Annotated in this window: 15 protein-coding genes; 3 read left to right on the top strand and 12 right to left on the bottom strand. The window is 45.2% G+C overall.

What is annotated here, in order from left to right:
- The 7 genes from ABXT60_RS05235 to ABXT60_RS05205 all read right to left on the bottom strand — a co-directional run bounded on the left by ABXT60_RS05235 (nt 1) and on the right by ABXT60_RS05205 (nt 8,573).
- Nucleotides 1-936 (bottom strand): 2-dehydro-3-deoxygalactonokinase, encoded by a 936-nt coding sequence (locus tag ABXT60_RS05235; protein ID WP_443631691.1) that lies wholly within the window; start codon nt 934-936, stop codon nt 1-3.
- Nucleotides 936-1,703: an SDR family NAD(P)-dependent oxidoreductase gene (locus ABXT60_RS05230; RefSeq protein WP_443631690.1), complete on the bottom strand. Its 768-nt coding sequence runs from the start codon at nt 1,701-1,703 to the stop codon at nt 936-938. The genes ABXT60_RS05235 and ABXT60_RS05230 overlap by 1 nt, the downstream gene beginning before the upstream one ends.
- Nucleotides 1,703-3,412, bottom strand: coding sequence for an IlvD/Edd family dehydratase (locus ABXT60_RS05225; RefSeq protein ID WP_443631689.1), 1,710 nt, complete (start codon nt 3,410-3,412; stop codon nt 1,703-1,705). Before ABXT60_RS05225 ends, ABXT60_RS05230 begins: the two co-directional genes overlap by 1 nt.
- On the bottom strand, nt 3,409-5,487 hold the full coding sequence (locus tag ABXT60_RS05220) for an alpha-galactosidase (protein ID WP_443631688.1): 2,079 nt from the start codon (nt 5,485-5,487) through the stop codon (nt 3,409-3,411). Before ABXT60_RS05220 ends, ABXT60_RS05225 begins: the two co-directional genes overlap by 4 nt.
- On the bottom strand, nt 5,487-6,335 hold the full coding sequence (locus ABXT60_RS05215) for a carbohydrate ABC transporter permease (RefSeq protein WP_443631687.1): 849 nt from the start codon (nt 6,333-6,335) through the stop codon (nt 5,487-5,489). The genes ABXT60_RS05220 and ABXT60_RS05215 overlap by 1 nt, the downstream gene beginning before the upstream one ends.
- Nucleotides 6,336-6,337: 2 nt before the next feature.
- Nucleotides 6,338-7,225 carry a carbohydrate ABC transporter permease gene (locus ABXT60_RS05210; protein ID WP_443631686.1) on the bottom strand — a complete coding sequence of 296 codons (888 nt, stop codon included), beginning with the start codon at nt 7,223-7,225 and terminating at the stop codon, nt 6,338-6,340.
- Between the two features lie 109 nt (nt 7,226-7,334).
- Nucleotides 7,335-8,573, bottom strand: a complete 1,239-nt coding sequence (locus tag ABXT60_RS05205) for an ABC transporter substrate-binding protein (protein ID WP_443631685.1) — start codon at nt 8,571-8,573, stop codon at nt 7,335-7,337.
- A 263-nt stretch (nt 8,574-8,836) separates the two neighbouring features.
- On the opposite strand from ABXT60_RS05205, the gene ABXT60_RS05200 reads away from it, so the two are divergent.
- Together ABXT60_RS05200 and ABXT60_RS05195 are read left to right on the top strand one after the other, a co-directional pair.
- The gene (locus ABXT60_RS05200) at nt 8,837-9,898 is read left to right on the top strand and encodes an ABC transporter ATP-binding protein (RefSeq protein WP_443631684.1); all 1,062 of its coding nucleotides are present in this window, start codon (nt 8,837-8,839) and stop codon (nt 9,896-9,898) included.
- A gap of 270 nt (nt 9,899-10,168) precedes the next feature.
- Entirely contained in the window at nt 10,169-10,954 is a 786-nt protein-coding gene (locus tag ABXT60_RS05195; protein ID WP_443631683.1) for an IclR family transcriptional regulator, read from the top strand.
- 7 nt (nt 10,955-10,961) lie between these two features.
- Here the strand turns inward: ABXT60_RS05195 and uvrB are convergent, their stop codons facing one another.
- A complete protein-coding gene (uvrB, locus tag ABXT60_RS05190; protein ID WP_443631682.1) occupies nt 10,962-12,989 on the bottom strand; it encodes an excinuclease ABC subunit UvrB in 2,028 nt (675 codons plus the stop codon).
- Between the two features lie 83 nt (nt 12,990-13,072).
- Between uvrB and ABXT60_RS05185 the strand changes: the two genes are divergently transcribed.
- Nucleotides 13,073-14,257 (top strand): pyridoxal phosphate-dependent aminotransferase, encoded by a 1,185-nt coding sequence (locus ABXT60_RS05185; protein ID WP_443631681.1) that lies wholly within the window; start codon nt 13,073-13,075, stop codon nt 14,255-14,257.
- Here ABXT60_RS05185 and ABXT60_RS05180 read toward each other — a convergent pair.
- The 4 genes from ABXT60_RS05180 to ABXT60_RS05165 form a co-directional block, all read right to left on the bottom strand.
- On the bottom strand, nt 14,247-15,953 hold the full coding sequence (locus tag ABXT60_RS05180) for an ABCB family ABC transporter ATP-binding protein/permease (protein WP_443631680.1): 1,707 nt from the start codon (nt 15,951-15,953) through the stop codon (nt 14,247-14,249). The two genes, ABXT60_RS05185 and ABXT60_RS05180, sit on opposite strands and share 11 nt — an antisense overlap.
- 95 nt (nt 15,954-16,048) lie before the next feature.
- The gene (locus ABXT60_RS05175; RefSeq protein WP_046485135.1) at nt 16,049-16,435 is read right to left on the bottom strand and encodes a RidA family protein; all 387 of its coding nucleotides are present in this window, start codon (nt 16,433-16,435) and stop codon (nt 16,049-16,051) included.
- A 111-nt stretch (nt 16,436-16,546) separates the two neighbouring features.
- A complete protein-coding gene (locus ABXT60_RS05170; RefSeq protein ID WP_443631679.1) occupies nt 16,547-17,272 on the bottom strand; it encodes an HAD family hydrolase in 726 nt (241 codons plus the stop codon).
- Complete coding sequence (locus ABXT60_RS05165) at nt 17,269-18,921, bottom strand: Na/Pi cotransporter family protein (RefSeq protein ID WP_443631678.1); 1,653 nt, start codon at nt 18,919-18,921, stop codon at nt 17,269-17,271. The genes ABXT60_RS05170 and ABXT60_RS05165 overlap by 4 nt, the downstream gene beginning before the upstream one ends.
- Between the last annotated feature and the right edge of the window lie 124 nt (nt 18,922-19,045).

Here is a 19,045-nt window from a genome sequence, read left to right as displayed (position 1 = left end):
TTATCCTTGTTGTTCGAAGGCGGCGGTCAATCCAGCCAAAGTCATTTGTGTACCATCTAACAAAACCACATCAATATTGACCTGTTCCATGGCTAATTTATACAACGATTGCAGCAGGCTGTCACCTAGTAAAATTACCTTTTTCCCCTGCCACCACTCACGCGTACCTTCCAGTTCACTTCCAATCAGCAAGCCTGATAAGCGTGCCTTACCAAAGTGAGTAGCGCCATTACCTAATATATCTCTAGCCCTTACGGAGAAGAGTTCACTCGTTAATTGAGCCGGGTTATTAATCGCATCTTGCACACCCTGCTTGAAGGCGTCATCACTCCATTGGTCATCAATCACAGAGTGGCGCAACACTGACTGCTTTGACAAGAGGTCAAATAATTCACCTGTCATAAAGGTGCTAAAAGACGCCACTTCCCCCGCTTGGCAAAGCGCCCATTTACTATGGGTGCCAGGTAAACATAGCACCCCTGAAAACTCTTTATGTTGACACAACACACCCGCTATTTGAGTCTCTTCACCACGCATTACATCTGCAGGTTTTAGCTGACATAAGCCCGGCAGCACCCACACCCATAGCTGGCGGTGTTTGGTGGGTACAGCAACAGGCATTTGATACTGCAGTGGGTTATGAGGCACTGTAGAATAGCCTGCATCTAGCCAGCCTTGTTTGGCGCCTACCATGCCACAACAAATCACAGGCAATACCTCACCATCAATTAATAATGACTCAAGACATTCAAACAGTACTTGCTCAAACTCAGCAGGGCTGCTTAAGCTCGCCATGCCTTGATTACTAATATTTTCGGCGATCACTTGACTGTCTTTAGACATTAACCAAATACGTAAATTACTCGTACCCCAATCCACAGCAACCCACGACACGCCTAATGTTTTGTCCCACTTCATTGATCCCATTTCTTGCATTAGCCCGTCACCACTACACCACCGTCTACGACCATGGCTTGGCCTGTCATCATGCGGCTTGCATCTGCGGCTAAAAATAAAGCCGAGCCTACGATGTCTTCAGGTTTAAGATGTACTTTCAAACACTGTTTTTCAAGGTGTTCTGCCATGCTTTCTGGCGAGGCCCACATTTTCAACTGCTTATCAGTCATTACCCAGCCGGGCATTAGCGAATTCACCCGTATTTTTTTTGGCCCCAGTTCTCTAGCCAAAGCTCGTGTTAATCCGTTAATGCCTGCATTGGCAGCCACATAGCCTGGGTAACCTGCATTGCCCATCATATAAGATACTGAAGACACATTAATGATGCTGCCGCCTTTTTCTGCCATCCCTTGAGCTGCTTTTTGAGCCGTAAAAAAATGTGGCCTTAAATTAATATGCTGGCATAAATCCCAAGCTTCAACAGATGTTTGCGCCAAACTATGCCGAGTATCATCACCTGCATTATTGATCACAACGTCTATAACACCGTGGTGTGCTGCCGCTTTATCCATAGCCATCTGTAGTGCACCAACGTCTGTGATATCACAAATAATAGCGAGCGGTGCATTGCTATACTTGGCCGCCATTTGAGCTACAAAATCACTAGCATCAGAACGTTGCACAAAGCTTACTTTGGCACCTTGAGCAAGAAAACCTTCAGTTAAAAAAGCCCCTATACCTGCCCCACCACCGGTAATAAATACACTTTTACCAGCTAAGTCTGGATAAATAGCAGTGCGCTCCATTAGTGGCTCTCCCGGGTAACTGGACGCGTGTCTTTACCCACTAAAAAGTCAAAATCAGCGCCATGTTCTGCCTGCATCACATGATCAATATACAGTTTGGCATACCCCCGTACATACTGTGGTGGTTCTGGCCGCCACTGTGCGCGACGCTTAGCTAATTCAGCTTCATCTACCAGCAATTCCAGTTCACCTTTACTGGCCGACAACCGAATGAGGTCACCTGTTTTAACCAAAGCCAATGTGCCACCCACTTGCGCTTCAGGGCTAACGTGCAACACTACAGTACCAAAGGCAGTGCCGGACATACGGGCATCCGATACCCGCACCATGTCTTTGACACCTTGCGTAATAAGCTTGCCAGGGATGGGCATATTGCCGACTTCTGGCATTCCCGGATAGCCTTTAGGGCCACAGCCTTTAAGCACCAAAATGGAGTCTTTAGTCACCGGTAAGTCTGGATCATCAATAGTGGCTTTAAGCTCTTCTATGGTTTCAAAAACATAGGCTTCACCTTCATGTTCAAGCAATTCTTTGGTTGCTGCAGACGGCTTGATAATAGCGCCATTCTCTGCCAAGTTACCACGTAAAACACGCAAGCCAGCCGCAGGCTTTAGAGGGTCATCAAAGGCATAAATCACATCCCGGTTGTAACACTCTGCCCCCTCATAATAAGTGCTTATATCACGGCCCAAAATAGTATTAGCCGGTTTTAACAAAGTCTTAATTTCTGACATTACTGCTGGCATACCACCGGCATAACAGAAGTCTTCCATTAAGTATTTTCCTGACGGCATGCAATTAACCAACAAGGGCACACTACCCCCTAATTCAAAAGCATCTAAGTCCAGATCAATACCCACTCGCCCTGCAATGGCGAGTAAGTGGATCACTGCGTTACTAGAGCCACCCACAGCCGCATTGGCGCAAATAGCATTTTCAAAGCTTTCCTTAGTCATCACATCAGAGGGCTTTAGGTCTTCTTCAACCATTTCAACAATACGTTTGCCAGTCATATGAGCTAATGCCATGCGCCGAGCGTCTACGGCAGGCAATGCTGCATTGGTAGGCAAGGACATACCCATTGCCTCTACAATAGAAGCCATAGTAGAGGCAGTACCCATGGTCATGCACACTCCTTTAGAGCGGCTCATACCCGTTTCTGCATCCATAAATTCTTTTAAACTTAAGTCTCCAGCGCGAACAGACTCCGAAAATTTCCAAACGTCAGTGCCAGAGCCTATGTCTTTGCCTTTCCACTTGCCATTAAGCATCGGGCCAGAACTAACAACTATGGTCGGTATGTCTACAGAAGCCGCTCCCATTAACTGACCTGGTGTGGTTTTGTCACACCCACCAAGCAACACTACGCCATCAATGCCATAGGCACGAATAGACTCTTCTACGTCCATTGCCAGTAGGTTACGAAACATCATGGCTGTTGGCTTCATCTGGGTTTCACCCAAACTCATCACAGGAAATTCAACTGGAAAACCACCCGCCTCCCATACACCACGCTTCACCCCTTCTGCCAAGTCACGCAAACCAGAGTTGCACGGAGTCAGTTCTGACCACGTATTGCAAATGCCAATAATGGGGCGCCCGTCAAACACATGGTCTGGAAAACCTTGGTTTTTCATCCAACTGCGATGAATAAATCCATCTTTATCAGCGCCCCCATACCAGGCTTGACTGCGTCTTGGCTTTTTCATAATCGCTTTCCTTTTAATACCCACATGGCGTTAGGAAACTGCCAAGGTAGGGTGACACCATAGTTCATTAAATAGCTTCCACTGAGGGTTAGTGTATCCACCTTAATAGCCATCTCGCCCCGCGATAAGTTGACTAATTCGTCACGGTTTACTAAATCAATTTCATAAAGCGCCTGTGCATCCAAACCAGTTAACGGCAATGGTCTAGGGCTTATCTGTTCGCTACTGTCTGCAACTCCAGCAAACACCACAAATTGCTCACCATTGGCAGCCAAGTGTTGCTCTGCTAGAACAGCTTCGTCACCGCTGTCTAGGCGCAAAATATCTGCGGCTAACAACCAACTTCGCTGTTGCTTCCACCACTTCACTACACTAAGCAATTGGCTAGCTTCTGCAGCAGTAAGCTCACGAGGGTCCATTTCCATGCCCATGTGGCGCTGAGCAGCTACCCAAGCCCTAAAGTTCATGCTGTGCACCCTTCCACTGGTATGACAGCAACGAGGGCCAACGTGGCTTCCAGTAATAATGGCGGGTAAAAAAGTAGCGGCGTGATGCTGAATACGCAAACGCTCAAGGGCATCATTACTATCAGATAACCACACCCGTTGTGTGTGTTGTAAAATGCCATAATCAATACGACCACCACCAGAGCTGCAAGATTCAATTTCCACATGAGGAAATACAGATCTAAGGCGCGCTAAAAGATTATAAACAGCTTGAGTTTGGGACACGTCAGCAAATGGCAACACTCTGTTGTGGTCCCATTTAATGTATTCAATTGCGTTATTAGCCAGCATCTGATTCACCTTGTCGTACAGATACTCTTGTACTGGCGCCAAGGCCATGTTCAACACTAATTGCTGGCGTCCGAGGGTTTGGGTGGCATGACCTAAAACCCATTCTGGGTGAGCTCTATACAACTGAGAATTTTCGCTCACCATTTCAGGCTCAAACCACAAACCAAAACCCATGCCCAAAGACTCAATATGGTCAATAAGAGGCGTTAGTCCTTGGGGATACTTTCGTAAATCGAGGTCCCAATCACCCAAAGCAGTGGTGTCATCATCACGTTGCCCAAACCATCCATCATCCAGCACAAAACGCTCGGCACCAAGGCTTGCAGCGCGGCTGGCTAAGTCTTGTAGCAGCTCAACATCATGATCAAAATAGATAGCTTCCCAGCAATTGTAGTGCACAGGCCTAGGCTTTTGCAGCAGGTCACGAGGCAATAATTCTTCACGCACGTATTTTTGTAGGGGCACGCTTACGCCATTTATGCCATGCGCACTAAAGGCAACATATTGCTTAGCGCTCGAAAACGTTTTTGCCATGCCCCGGTAAGAGTGAGACACATGGCCAAACTGCACCTGCCTGCGTCCATCTGGAAGCTGTTCTGCCACCATTTTATGGCCACCAGACCAACCGTAATGCCAAGCATAAACGTCACCTTGGCAATAATTAGCCCCTTGGGATGCTGTCATTAAACCTGGAAAGTGCTCATGACCAGATCGGCCTGTCCGGTTTTCACGCACCAATGCACTAGGGCCAAAGCTGCTTTCAGTGAGCCTAAATTCACCACACCAGCGGCCACCAAACTCCAATGCGCGTGGTGTTTTATCTGCCACTGGCAATACAGGTGCGGCCAACCAATGCACTTGTATGTCATCCACAGATTGGAGATTAGAAGAAAGTTGCCATAGGCCGTCTATGGCAAGGCTGATACTTGCCTTATAGGTTAGCCCTAAATCTACATCATTATAGATAAGCTCTAAAGCTTGTTTGTTATAGCAGGCGTGTTGCAAAGTAAAGCGAGGCATTAAAGCCGTCCCCATAGCATCACTAGCAATCAGTGCTGGCATACCAGAAAAGGCATTACCTTCAACGGGGCACAACGACACTGGCGCATTTTGATCTATCATGCCACCTGTGAGGTCACGCACTTGAGCTTTAACTAACTGATTTACATCCTCATGCTCCGGCAACACTGCACCCCAATAAGCAACAAAAGCCATGTTGTTGTTTATTGCTGCAACCACAATGGTTTGTGCACTATCATCCAAGCGCCAGGTTTGCATTATTTCACTGCACCCAAAGTGAGCCCAGCAATAAAGTGTCGCTGCATTAGGAAGAACATGATTACAGGGGGCATAGCCGCCAAAATAGAGCCTGCAGAAATCAAATGCCAAGAGGAAAGCCATTGGCCATTAAGAGACTTCAAGCCAGCCGTTATAGGCTGTGTGTCTGCTCCTTGCGTAAGCACCGTAGCCCAAAAATAATCGTTCCAAATAAAGGTAAAAATGAGTACTGATAACGCAGCGATAGCAGGCTTCATCAGCGGCAATACCACATACCAAAAAATACGTATTTCACTCACCCCTTCCACACGAGCGGCTTCGATCAACTCAAATGGCAACGCTTTGATAAAATTGCGCATAAACAAGGTGCAAAAACCCGTTTGAAAAGCGATATGAAACAAAGCTAAGCCACTAATGGTGTTATAGATACCTAAGTTAACGGTAAAATCTCGCACAGGCACCATAAGAATTTGAAATGGCACAAAGTTGCCCGCTACAAACAGAAAGAACAGCAGTAAATTGCCTTTAAATTTGTACACAGCTAAAGCAAAGCCAGTCATACAGGATAAGGCCACAGCGCCGATTACTGTGGGGATGGTGACCCTAAAGGAATTAAAAATATACTGCCCAATAGGAGTATTTTCAAATATCGCTGTGTAGTTTTCCAGCATATTAAACGACGTAGGCCAGCCCCAATAGTTACCATTTAATATGTCAGCTTGAGATCGTAAGGAAGTTAATGCTACCGCTAACAAAGGCAGCAGCCAGATGATTAAAGCAATCGGTAAAGCGATTTTATAAAGCGCTCGAGCGGGGGGAGTCGCTTTTTCAATGGGTCTTGGAAACATATTTAGTAGCCTCTCTCATCTCGGTACATTTTATAAAGAAAGCCAACGATATAAATCATCATAATAGCTAACAACACCACAGCAATAGCAGCACCATAGCCCATCCGAAAACCATATTCGGAAAACGCTTGCTCATACATATAAAACGCCAACACGCGGCTAGAGCCCCAGGGGCCTCCGTTGGTCATAATAGAGACTAAATCAAAACTACGTAATGCGCCGATGATGGTTACCACCATGGCTATAAAAGTGGCAGGGCGTAATTGTGGTAAAATGATGTACCACAACAATTTTAATCCCTTGGCATTGTCTAAACGGGCGGCTTCAATTTGCTCGCTATCTACAGCATTTAAGCCCGTTAAATATAAAATCATACAGTAGGCCGTTTGAGGCCATAATCCAGCAATAATAATACCGTAGGTAACCCAATCTTCATCGGCCAATATCGCCATCGGATCTGCACCAAAAAAACCTAACACTTTGTTAAATAAACCGTAGCTTGGGTCATAAAACCAGGAAAACACAAGGCCTACGACTACTTGCGAAATAACAAAGGGAAAAAAGAAAAGAGATTTGTAAATACGAATCCCTCTAACATTTTGATTAAGAAATAAAGCCACGAACAAGCCTGCAGGAATGGCCAGCATATACAGCACTAACCAAATAACATTGTTCTTTATAGAAGTATAAAACGCTTCATCATCCATCAGCTCTACATAGTTTGCGATGCCCACATATTCTTTCTCACCCAAGCCATCCCAAGCATAAAGGCTTATATTGACAGACTGAAAGATTGGAATAACAACATAGACTACAAACATTAGTAGCCCTGGCATCAGAAACAGCACAGGCGCCAAACGCTGCTGATTAATGCGCCAATAGTCTCTCATAGACTTATCCTTAATAGAGTCTTCAACTGCAATAGAAAAAGCCAGCTCCTGTTTAAAAAATTACACTAGCAACACTAGGGTAAACAGAAGCTGGCAGCACGTGATCTATTTACTTATAAACACGAGTACGTACTTTTTCTAAACGTTTAAGAATAGTATCTAGGCGTTCAGGCTTAACCATAAACTCCTGGAAGCCTTCCATACCAGCTGAAGCCATTTCTGCAGGTGCATCACGGTCAAAGAACTGGGCAATACCACCATCGGTATTAGACAGCATCTCGTAGCCAGACTGTAGGAATTTGTCATCAGAAACAGTAGAGCCACTGTTAATAGGTAACTGACCCAAAGTTGCATTCATTTCAGACTGAACGTCTGCACGCGCCAGATACGCCAAGAAACGCTTTGCGTCTACCTTGTTTTTTGCGTTCGCAGGGATATGCATTGTATCAGTAGGTGCTTCTTCGGCCATAGGCACGCTAGAGTCAATCATAGGGAACTGGAAAAAACCTAACTGGTCATCAGTTAAGCCACCGTCACGCAATGGCGCTACAGCGAAGTTACCCATAACATACATGGCAGCTTTGCCTTGTATCATTGGCGCCAAGGCTTCCTGCCAAGAATAAGCTGCATGATTTTCAAGGAAGAAATCTGCATCTATTAATTCTTTCCAATTAGCCATAGTGGCTCTTACACGGTCATCAGTCCAAGACGCTTCACCCTTAGTCAGCGCCATATGGAAATCATAACCGTTGGTACGCAAGTTCAGGTAATCAAATACGCCTGCCGCAGTCCATAAGTACTTAGTACCGATGGTAATAGGCGTAATGCCAGCGGCGTTAAGAGTTTCACCAGCGGCCATAAAGCTAGCCCAGTCTGTAGGCACGGTAATGTTGTTCTGCTCAAATATATCTGTGCGGTAATAAACACCCCAGTTGTAATAAGTGTAAGGCACGCCCCACTTCTTACCATCAATGGTCATTGAAGCCGCTGCAGAAGAGAGGGACTCGTTCAATCCGTTAGCTGCCCAGACATCATCTACTGGCTCAAATAACCCAGCATTTACGTATGGCAACATACGATTACCAGCATACCAGTTGGCCAAGTCGGGTGCGTCTGCGGTAAGGAAGTTACGGATAGAGGTTTTGTAACCTTCATGATCGAATAAATTCCAGGTGACATTCACGTCAGGATTTTCTGCTTCAAAGCCAGCGATTAAATTATCAAAAGCCGCTTTTGGAGCTGGATCAGACGTATCAGTATTGATTACTAATTCGCCCGAAAATGCGTTTACAGACATCATAGAAACTGCAGCAAAAAGAGCAGCTAAAGTTTTTTTATTATGCAACATTGTGGTTCTCCGTTGTTATTAAGTTCCAGATAATGGGATCTGTTTTCAATTATTGCAATGGAATAATAAATATGAGAAGGTGGTTTTGTCAAACACTTTCTCGTTTTATACAGCTTCGAAATCACTATTCTAGGCTGGTATTAATATAATAAAGTCAGATAACATGGTTATCTGTGCTGTAGGCTACATTAAAGACTACATTAGATAGAAATAAAGTGACATTGCCGCATCTTATATGAAGTAAACACAAAAGGGTTACAACCATGTCTAGCGTTTCTTTAATCAATGCCACCAAAAACTACGATGACATCCGTGTTATCCATGGGGTGGACTTACATATTGAAGCGGGAGATTTTTGTGTTTTTGTAGGGCCCTCTGGGTGTGGAAAGTCCACTCTTCTTCGCATGATTGCTGGGTTAGAAGACATTACTTCAGGCAACATTAGTATTGGTGAACGTGATGTTACGACAGCAGACCCCTCGGAGCGCGGTGTGGCTATGGTGTTTCAGACCTATGCGTTGTACCCGCACATGACCGTGCGAGAAAACATGAGCTTTGGGCTTAAAATGAATAAGGTGCCTAAGCTTGAAATTATCAAAAAAGTAGATCACGCTTCTAACATATTACAACTAAACCCGTACCTTGACCGCAAGCCACGTGCGTTGTCAGGTGGCCAGCGCCAGCGCGTTGCCATTGGTCGCGCCATTGTGCGTGGCCCAGAAGTGTTCTTGTTTGATGAGCCACTGTCTAACTTAGACGCCGAATTAAGAGTAGAAATGCGTGTTGAACTTGCTCATCTTCACAAAGAGTTAGGCGCAACCATGATTTATGTCACCCACGATCAAGTAGAAGCCATGACCATGGCTGATAAGATCGTAGTGCTAAGGGCTGGAAAAATTGAACAAGTAGGCTCTCCACTAGAACTATACAACAACCCAGTTAACAAATTTGTTGCTGGCTTCATTGGCTCTCCAGGCATGAACTTTTTAGGCGCTGTTGTAGAAGAAGGCAAAATAAAGGTGCCTGGGTTAAATAATATAGCAGTGCCATCTCGTGCAACGCTTCCTGCAGACGGGACAAAACTGGTGGTTGGTATCCGCCCTCAGCATTTTGTAGAGAGTGAGCATCCCAATCCGTTTAAAGTCGATATTATTGAACATTTGGGCGGCGTATCCTATGTGCACTTGCAAACAAGCACTGGCGAAAAGCTTATTATAGAGCAGCGTGGTAGTGTTCTAGAGCGTGGCGTGGAAACCATTAATCTAGCGTTAGACATAGACGAGGTGATGCTATTTGACACTCAAACAGAGCTACGTGTTCGTTAACATTTCAGCCTAATCAACACGCAAGCGTGTTTATAGTGGTCATCAAGAGGTCCTCTTCAGACCCATTAGTTAACGAACAACAGTAGAGTAGATATCTCTATTATTGAAGGCAGCGTAAATGGGTGTGGTGTATCGCTTATGAAGGTTTTAGAAGCGACTTAAAACAATTGCCAGCTTAAATACAAACTGCTAGCCTACGAAGTCTCATTATATGGAATTTGCATTGATATTGGCGCTTACTATGACCCACACAAGACAAGTGACACCACTATGAACCACGCGCTAAAGGATGGAACCGTAGGCAAGGCCTTACTGATGCTCGATATTATTGCAGATGCCGAGCAGTCTTTGCGTTTCAATAACATTTTAGCATTGAGCCCTTTTCCAAAAGCCACTACCTACCGTTTGTTACAAACTATGACCAGCCAGGCAATGCTCAGCTATGATGCAGAAAGCCAGAAGTATTCCCTGGGTATGCGTTTAGTTCGCCTTGCGCATCATGCTTGGAAACAAGCTTCCTTAGGGCCTATCGCATCGCCTTATTTGAACCAATTGGCTGGTGAAGTAGGCGAAACTGTGCATTTGGCCCAAATTGAAAATGGACAAGTGCTCTTTATAGACAAGCGCCATACGTCACAGCGCTTTGAAACACTAGCCCAAGTTGGGCGTATTGCTCCAGCCCACTGCACTGGAGTGGGCAAGGTGATGCTGGCTTATATGCAACCAGAACGGCAAGACTATGCACTGCAAAGGCAAACTTATATAAAGTTTACCAACACCACAATCACAAACAAAGAGGCTTTACTGGACGAATTAATCACTATTAAACGTGAAGGGGTGGCTTATGACAAAGAAGAACACGAAAACGGCATCATTAGTATCGCCGCACCTATTTTAACGTCATCAGGCCAGGTGATGGGTGCCATCTCAATCGCTACGTCTACCTCTCGGCACACAGTAGAAGATTTAACGCAATATAGGGGCGTTCTCGATACCATCACTAAAGCGGTAAGCACTGAAGCTGAGCTTTATTTGCACCCCACTAGCGGTAGTTAACTAACACCTAACGGCTCATCATCTGTATTTTAAGGTGATGCAACTGATCGCGATAGCGACCTGCTTGCTCAAACTTTAAATTTTTCGACGCTTCATACATCGCATCTTCAGTTTTGCCTATAAGCTTAGCCAGGTGCTTGCTATTGAGCAGCTCACTATCAGTGGTGTAATCTAAATCATCTTGATCTGACTTTTTACCCGACTTACTACCTTTGTTTTTACCAGAGCCTGGCGTGTAGGCACCCTCCATGATGTCTTGCACAGACTTAACCACACCTTTAGGTGTGATGTTATTGATTTTGTTGTGTTCGATCTGCAAATCACGCCTACGATCCGTCTCGTCCATAGCGCGTTGCATGGAGCCAGTAATCTTTTCAGCATACAAAATAGCCCTACCATTTAAGTTTCGTGCAGCTCGGCCTATGGTTTGAATAAGCGAACGCTCTGAACGCAAAAAGCCTTCTTTGTCTGCATCAAGAATAGCCACCAAAGACACTTCAGGCATATCTAAGCCCTCTCGTAAAAGGTTTATGCCTACCAATACGTCAAACTCACCAAGGCGGAGGTCTCGCACTATTTCTACCCGTTCCACAGTATCGATGTCTGAGTGCAAATAGCGCACTCTAATACCGTGCTCATGCAAATAATCTGTTAAGTCTTCAGCCATGCGCTTGGTTAACACAATGGCTAAAACACGCTCATCTTTAGCAGCGCGAATATTGATTTCAGACATCAAGTCATCGACTTGAGATGTGGCTGGACGTATCTCAATAGGCGGATCGATTAAGCCTGTAGGTCTGACCACCTGCTCTACTATGCAGTCGGCATGTTCATTTTCATACACGCTAGGCGTAGCTGACACGAAAATCTTTTGTGGCGCAATGTCTTCCCACTCTTCAAACTTCATGGGCCTGTTATCAAGGGCCGTGGGCAGTCTAAAGCCGTACTGCACCAGTGTTTCTTTGCGCGACCTGTCACCTTTGTACATAGCACCTAGCTGCGGCACGCTCACGTGAGACTCATCCATGACCAACAAAGCCTCTGCTGGCAAATAATCAAATAGCGTAGGTGGTGGCTCGCCAGGCTTACGACCAGACAAGTAGTGTGAATAGTTTTCTATGCCCGAACAAAACCCAAGCTCTCGAATCATTTCTATGTCGTAACGGGTGCGCTGCTCTAATCGCTGCGCTTCTACTAACTTGTCGTTTTCGCGGAAATACTCCAAACGGTCTTTAAGCTCAAGCTCAATCTCGTCAATGGCGCTTAACAAGGTTTCTCTGGGCGTAACATAGTGAGTTTTTGGGTAGATAGTAAGCCGTGGTACTTTGCGCAATACTTGACCGGTGAGAGGATCAAAGTAGCTTAAGCGCTCTATTTCGTCATCAAACAATTCAATGCGTACTGCTTCTTCATCAGATTCTGCAGGAAACACATCAATCACGTCACCACGCACCCGATAAGTGGCACGGTGAAAATCTAAATCATTGCGCTTGTATTGGAGCTCTGCCAAGCGCCGCACTAAATCACGCTGTTCCCACTTGTCACCACGGTTTAGGTGCAGCACCATTTTATGGTAAAGCTCTGGGTCACCCAAACCATAAATGGCAGACACAGTGGCAACAATAATAGTGTCAGACCGTTCTAATAACGCCTTAGTAGCCGACAGGCGCATTTGCTCAATGTGTTCGTTTACAGATGAGTCTTTGTCGATAAAGGTGTCTGATGCTGGCACATAGGCTTCTGGCTGATAGTAGTCGTAGTAAGATACAAAGTATTCTACCGAATTATTAGGGAAGAACTCCTTAAACTCACCATATAACTGCGCTGCCAAGGTTTTGTTATGCACCATAACCAGCGTAGGCCGTTGCACTTTTTCAATCACCTTAGCAATAGTAAACGTTTTGCCTGAGCCAGTCACACCAAGTAATGTTTGCGCAGCTAAGCCAGCATCAACGCCTTCTATCAACTGTTTAATAGCCGTCGGCTGATCACCAGCAGGCTCAAATTTTGACTTCAATTCAAATAGAGGATTCATTATTTATGTCATTTGGATTCATTATCTAGGGCCTAGCGTGATACCCTAACCAGCAAACCCAATAGTATAACGGAGTTATGCCAGTGACGTGGCCTCTTTCGCAACGATTACATTCTTTTACGCCCTCTGCTACGGTGAGCATTAGTAACCTTGCCTCACAAATGAAAGCTGAGGGAGAGGACGTGATCAATCTAGCTGTTGGTGAGCCAGATTTTGATACCCCTAACCACGTTATCGAAGCCGCAATGATGGCTATGAATGCTGGCCAAACACGCTACACCAATGTAGCCGGGACCTTGGCCTTACGCCAGGCTGTGTGTGATAAATACCAACGAGACAACCTGCTCAGCTACCAGATGCAACAGGTTTTAGTGAGTAATGGTGCTAAACAAAGCATCTACAACCTCACTGTTGCCCTCTTAAATGTGGGTGACCAAGTGATTCTGCCAGCACCCTACTGGGTGTCTTATTCGGCCATGGTGACCATGGCTGGCGCCACGTGTGTCACTATACCTTGTCCAGCATCTCAAGCCTTTAAACTGACGGCTACACAACTGGCCGATGCAATTACACCTGCTACTAAATTATTAATACTCAACAGCCCAGGCAACCCCAGTGGTCAAGCCTATAGCCCTAGCGAATTAATGGCTATTGGTAAAGTACTGCGGGTGAATCCACACGTTATCATTGTAAGTGACGATATATACGAACATATTTATTGGGGCCAAGAGCCTTTGGTAAATTTGCTGAATGTATGTCCAGATCTCATTAATCGCTGTGTGTTAGTCAATGGTGTATCCAAAGCTTATGCCATGACGGGCTGGCGAATTGGTTATGCTGTTGGTCCAGAAGCTATTATCGCCGCTATGACCAATGTGCAGGTAGAATCTAGCTCGTGCGCAAGCAGCATTAGTCAAGCAGCCGCCCTAGCCGCCTTAGAGGGTCCTCAGGGTATATTAGCCCCTATGGTCAAGGCATATCAACGCAGGCACAATTATGTTGTTGAGCAGATCAACATGATGCCAGGACTTAAGGCGTTACCTAGCCAAGGGACTTTTTATAGCTTCGTAGATTGCAGTGGGGCAATGGCTCAGCTAAATTACCAGAATGATGTAGACCTATTAAAACACCTATTGGCCAGCACTGGGGTGGCGCTAGTGCCTGGCAGTGCTTTTGGCCTGCCGGATCATTTTCGTCTTTCTTATGCCACAGACATGGCTGTTTTGCAGCTAGCCTGTGGGCGCTTAAAGCAGTTTTTTACGCATTAGACGTCTGCTGCATTTGCCATAATCTAGCATAGTGGCCACCGTGAGTGAGTAACTCTTGATGACTACCCTGCTCCACAAGTTTACCATCATCAATGACCAGAATTCGATCTGCATCCACAATAGTAGATAACCGATGAGCAATCACAATGGTGGTTTTGTTAGCTGATATTTGTGCCAAAGCTTTAAGAATACTTCGCTCAGATTCAGAATCTAGTGCTGAAGTCGCTTCATCAAACAGTAATATTGATGGATTTTTAAGTAACACTCTAGCGATAGCAATACGTTGCTTTTCACCGCCAGATACCTTTAGGCCACGTTCACCTACAATGGTTTGCACGCCTTCAGGAATAGACTCTACAAAAGTGCGCAGAGAAGCCATATCAATGGCTTTCCAAATAGCTTCATCGCTGGCATCTGTGCAGCCATAAGCCACGTTATTCCAGATAGTATCATTAAACAGAACGGTGTCTTGGGGCACTACACCAATAGCTTGCCTTAAGCTGAGTTGCTGAACATCTCTCAAGTCCTGGCCATCAATGCGGATGGCGCCCACACTGATATCATAAAACCGAAATAGCAGCCGCCCAATGGTAGACTTACCAGAGCCACTGGGGCCTACAATGGCCACTTTTTCCCCTGGAGCTACGCTGAAACTAAGTTTTTTTAGAATTTGACGCTGGTTTTGGTAACTAAAATCAACCTGTTCAAACTCTATAGCTGCATGCTGAACATTGATGATGGGGGCATCAGTTTTATCTTGCACTGTGGACTGGCGTTTTAATAGGCCAAACATATTCTCAATGTCAGACAGGGCTCGGCGTATCTCCCGATAAATAAAACCTAAGGCACTTAGTGGCACAAATAACTGTAGCAAATACAAGTTTACCATTACCAAATCACCAATAGTCATGGAACCATCAGCAACGCCTTTAGCTGCCAAATACATCAAACAGGTCACCCCTAAACCAATAATTAAGGCTTGCCCGGAATTAAGCAGTGCTAGGGATAAACGGTTATCTACACGTGCCTGTTCCCAAGCTTGTAGGTTCACATTGTATTGCTCAGCTTCAAAGGCTTCGTTATTAAAATACTTCACTGTTTCGTAATTCAATAAGCTGTCTACTGCACGGGTACTGGACTTGCTATCCAACCGATTGGCTTCTTTTACAAAGCGAGTGCGCCATTCTGTAGTTTTAATGCTAAACACTACATAGACCACTACACAGACTAAAGTGACTGCAGAAAACCAAACGTCAAAGGCTAACAACAAAATGAGCATCACCCCAATTAGCTCAAGAATAGTAGGTAGAATGTTAAACACCATAAAGCGCATCATAAAGTTGATGCCATTAGTACCACGGTCTATGTCACGGGAGATGCCTCCAGTTTGGCGGCTAAGATGAAAATCGAGTTCAAGCTGGTGCAAATGGGCGAACACTTCTAAACCAACTTTACGCATAGCACTTTCGGTCACTCGGCTAAATACTGCGTCACGCAGTTCGCCTAAAAATACTGAACCAAAACGCAGGCCACCATATAGCAGCACAAAACCCAAGGGGATCATTAATAGTTGTTCTGGACTGCCACCATCAAAAGCATCAACGATATGCTTGAAGGTCCAAGGAATGAGAAATGCTACGCCTTTTGAACTCACTAACAAAGCCATAGCAATAATGACCCTTGCCTTATGAATCATAAGATAGGGCCACAAAGTTTTTAAAAGAACTATTAATTCAAGTTCTTTTAGGTTCTTAATCTGATGCTGTCCATAGCCTTGTTTAGCATTACTTTTCAAGACTCTAAGTGCAAAATAGCTTCAATTTCTACCTGAGCACCTTTGGGTAAGGCATTAATGCCAACAGCCGCACGAGCTGGGTATGGCTGGTCAAAATAAGTCGCCATAATTAAATTAATGGTGGGAAAGTTAGCTAGATCAGTCATAGAAATATTCAATTTAACGGCATCTGCAAGGGAACCACCACTGGCTTCGGCTACAGCCTTTAAGTTTTCAAAAACTTGTGTAGCTTGGGCTGCAAAGTCATCACTCACTAGCAACATTGTTTCTGGGTCCAATGGAATTTGTCCAGAAATATAAACTGTATTGTCTACTTTGACAGCTTGTGAATAAGTGCCAATAGCCGCTGGGGCTTTGCCTGTTGATATAATGGTCTTTGCCATGGAATTTACCTTGTATATTGAATGAGATCACCGAAGAGATAATAGCAGGCCAAGACTCACAATGGCCAGACTAGACTGCGTAGAAAGATAACAAAACGAGACGATAATGGCTTATGACCAGAGAGTAGCAAGATCTGCAATAGAATCCACCACTAGATCAGCTTCAGGTTCTAATTCATCCCTAGTGCTAGTGCCTGTAAGCACTCCCACGTTATAACCCGCTGCAGCGCTTTGGCCCATGTGTATATCATGGGTATTGTCACCTACTACCATAACTTGCTCAGGCCTTAACCCCGTCTGTTGGCAAAATCCTAAAACCATAGCTGGGCCGGGCTTACTGCCAAAACCAGAATCATAACCCACGGCATAGTCAAATAAGTGCAAGCAGTCAAAGTGACCAAGAGTCGCTTTTATTCCCGCTTCACTGTCCATCGTCGCTATACCAAGAATCAACCCTAAATCAGCTAATTTTTTTAAGCTAGAATTAAGGTCTTTAACCGCTACACTGTCACCGTAATCAGACGCTGAAAACATGTCATTCAATACTATTTCTACTTGATCAACCGACTTATGAGCCAGTGGTGCCCATACCAAACTAATATCACGGTTGTTGCCTGCTGCTAAAATAGAACCGCCTAACACCCGATTCTCTTCATTGTCATAGCCTGTAGCTTGCAGCATAGCTGAGGCCAGACCTTGGTCTCCATCGGCCACAGCCAGCACTGCAGCTAGAGCACGCGGCACCCAGGTAGCGTGAAAGTCTAATAGAGTACCATCTTTATCAAATACGATACCTTTGATCTTGTTAGCATTGAAGGACCGTTTTACGATGCTCACAAAGGCTTAACCTCTGCATCACTGCCTGCTGCCTCATCCTTAACCACAAGCTTAGGTTCACTAAAACCTCGCCACCTACTGGTTCTTAGTTCACCTTCACGGTTGAGCACCGGGTATGCGATGGCAGTAAAATGAGAATGTAGACGCTTAATGTCTCTCATTAAATCAGTAAACAAAGCATGGGCTACAGGGCTCGCTTTATCCGCTTGCATAGTGCGCTGCTGCTGGCCATCTAAATACTTCTGATGGTTGGTATTAAATTCGTGCTTGGCTTGAATAAGACCTCTAGCACTGCTTACGTCTTCGCTCATCATTACTTGAAATGACATAGGCATCACCTTAAAGATGGCCTTCATACTCGAATCTAGTGCCTCGTTTTCGTATTCAGTAAAATCAATATGTAAATTATTTTTCTTCTTTAGCAATAGGGTCATACTGCGTTCTAAAGTATCGCCAGCATGCTCTATATTAGTTATAAATAATAGTAAATCTTTGCAGCGATGACGTTCATCTTCAGTTAAATCTTGGCCACCTAATTCCAACAGGTAGGCATTAATTTGCTGGTGAAAATCATCAATAATATCATCACTTTGGTGGATTTTTTTCTCGAGAGCATCATAACGCTCAGTCATGCCTAAGTGCACTTCACGCAACATATCCTCTAATAGCTCACCCATTGTAAGGGTATCTCGTACTACGTTAGCCAGGGCTGCTGAGGGCGCAGTATCTTGCACATTTTTAAGGTATTTAGGGCTTGGCAAAGGTGCTAAAGTTTCTCGTGGCAAGCGCGTATCGATCCAACCTGCCAATTTACTCACAATTAGCATACCAAAGGCGGCTACCGTGACATTGAATAAGCAATGCATCAATACCACCTGCCATGCTGGGTCCATACTCACGTAATTAAGCCCAGTATGAATCTCAGCTACCCAGGGTGAAAACGCCATAGCGCCTATTGAACGCAAAAGTAGGTTGCCTAGTGGAGCCACGCGCTTAGCGTTCGTCGACTTACGGGACAAGTACACTGGGATACCAGCGCTACCGATATTGACCCCTAGGATGAGCAGCAAACCCGATTGAACACCAATCACATCTGCACCCACTAGCCCCGCTAACAGCAGCACCATTACTAAGCTAGAGTGCAATAAAAAGGTGAGTAAAGCAGCAAACAAAATAGCTAGCCAAGGTTCCGCAATTAAGCTCTGTAGCATCTCGCTAAAGAGTTCAGAACCTTGCAGCGGCACAGCCTGTTGTCGCAACAAACCTAACGCCAAAAGCATTAAACCTAGACCCATGAGGGCCTCACCAACACCATGTTGGCGTTTATCTTTAGCACGTAATTCCATAAACACACCGATAGCCACTAACAATGGGCTAAGTGCACTAAGGTCGAAGGAAAGAACAAGGGCAACCAGGGTGGTCCCCACATCAGCCCCTAGTAAGAGTGCTAATCCAGCTTCACCTTGAACGCCCAAGGATGCCGCGAGCAAGGCAGACGCCGTACTACTTTGGAGAATAAGCGTAAGCACAACTCCCAAGCCTAACGCAGACCAAACACCAGCAAAGCGATCCCTAATAAAGTATGCAAGCCGACCACCAAAAGCACGTTTCATTCCCTGCTGCACGCGTTTTAAGCCCCAAATAAGCAAGGCTACCCCACCTGCTAAACCAATGAGCAGTTGGGTAATACTGGTGTCTGATACAGGGTCGATATGCGCCTCTTAATAACTAGAATATTGTCCTTGGCGGGGTTGCATTAGTCGCGGCTAGGGT

Source organism: Candidatus Njordibacter sp. Uisw_056, from assembly GCF_047730085.1.
Taxonomy (GTDB): domain Bacteria; phylum Pseudomonadota; class Gammaproteobacteria; order Pseudomonadales; family Balneatricaceae; genus Njordibacter.
This window is presented reverse-complemented; position numbering and strand designations above follow the sequence as displayed.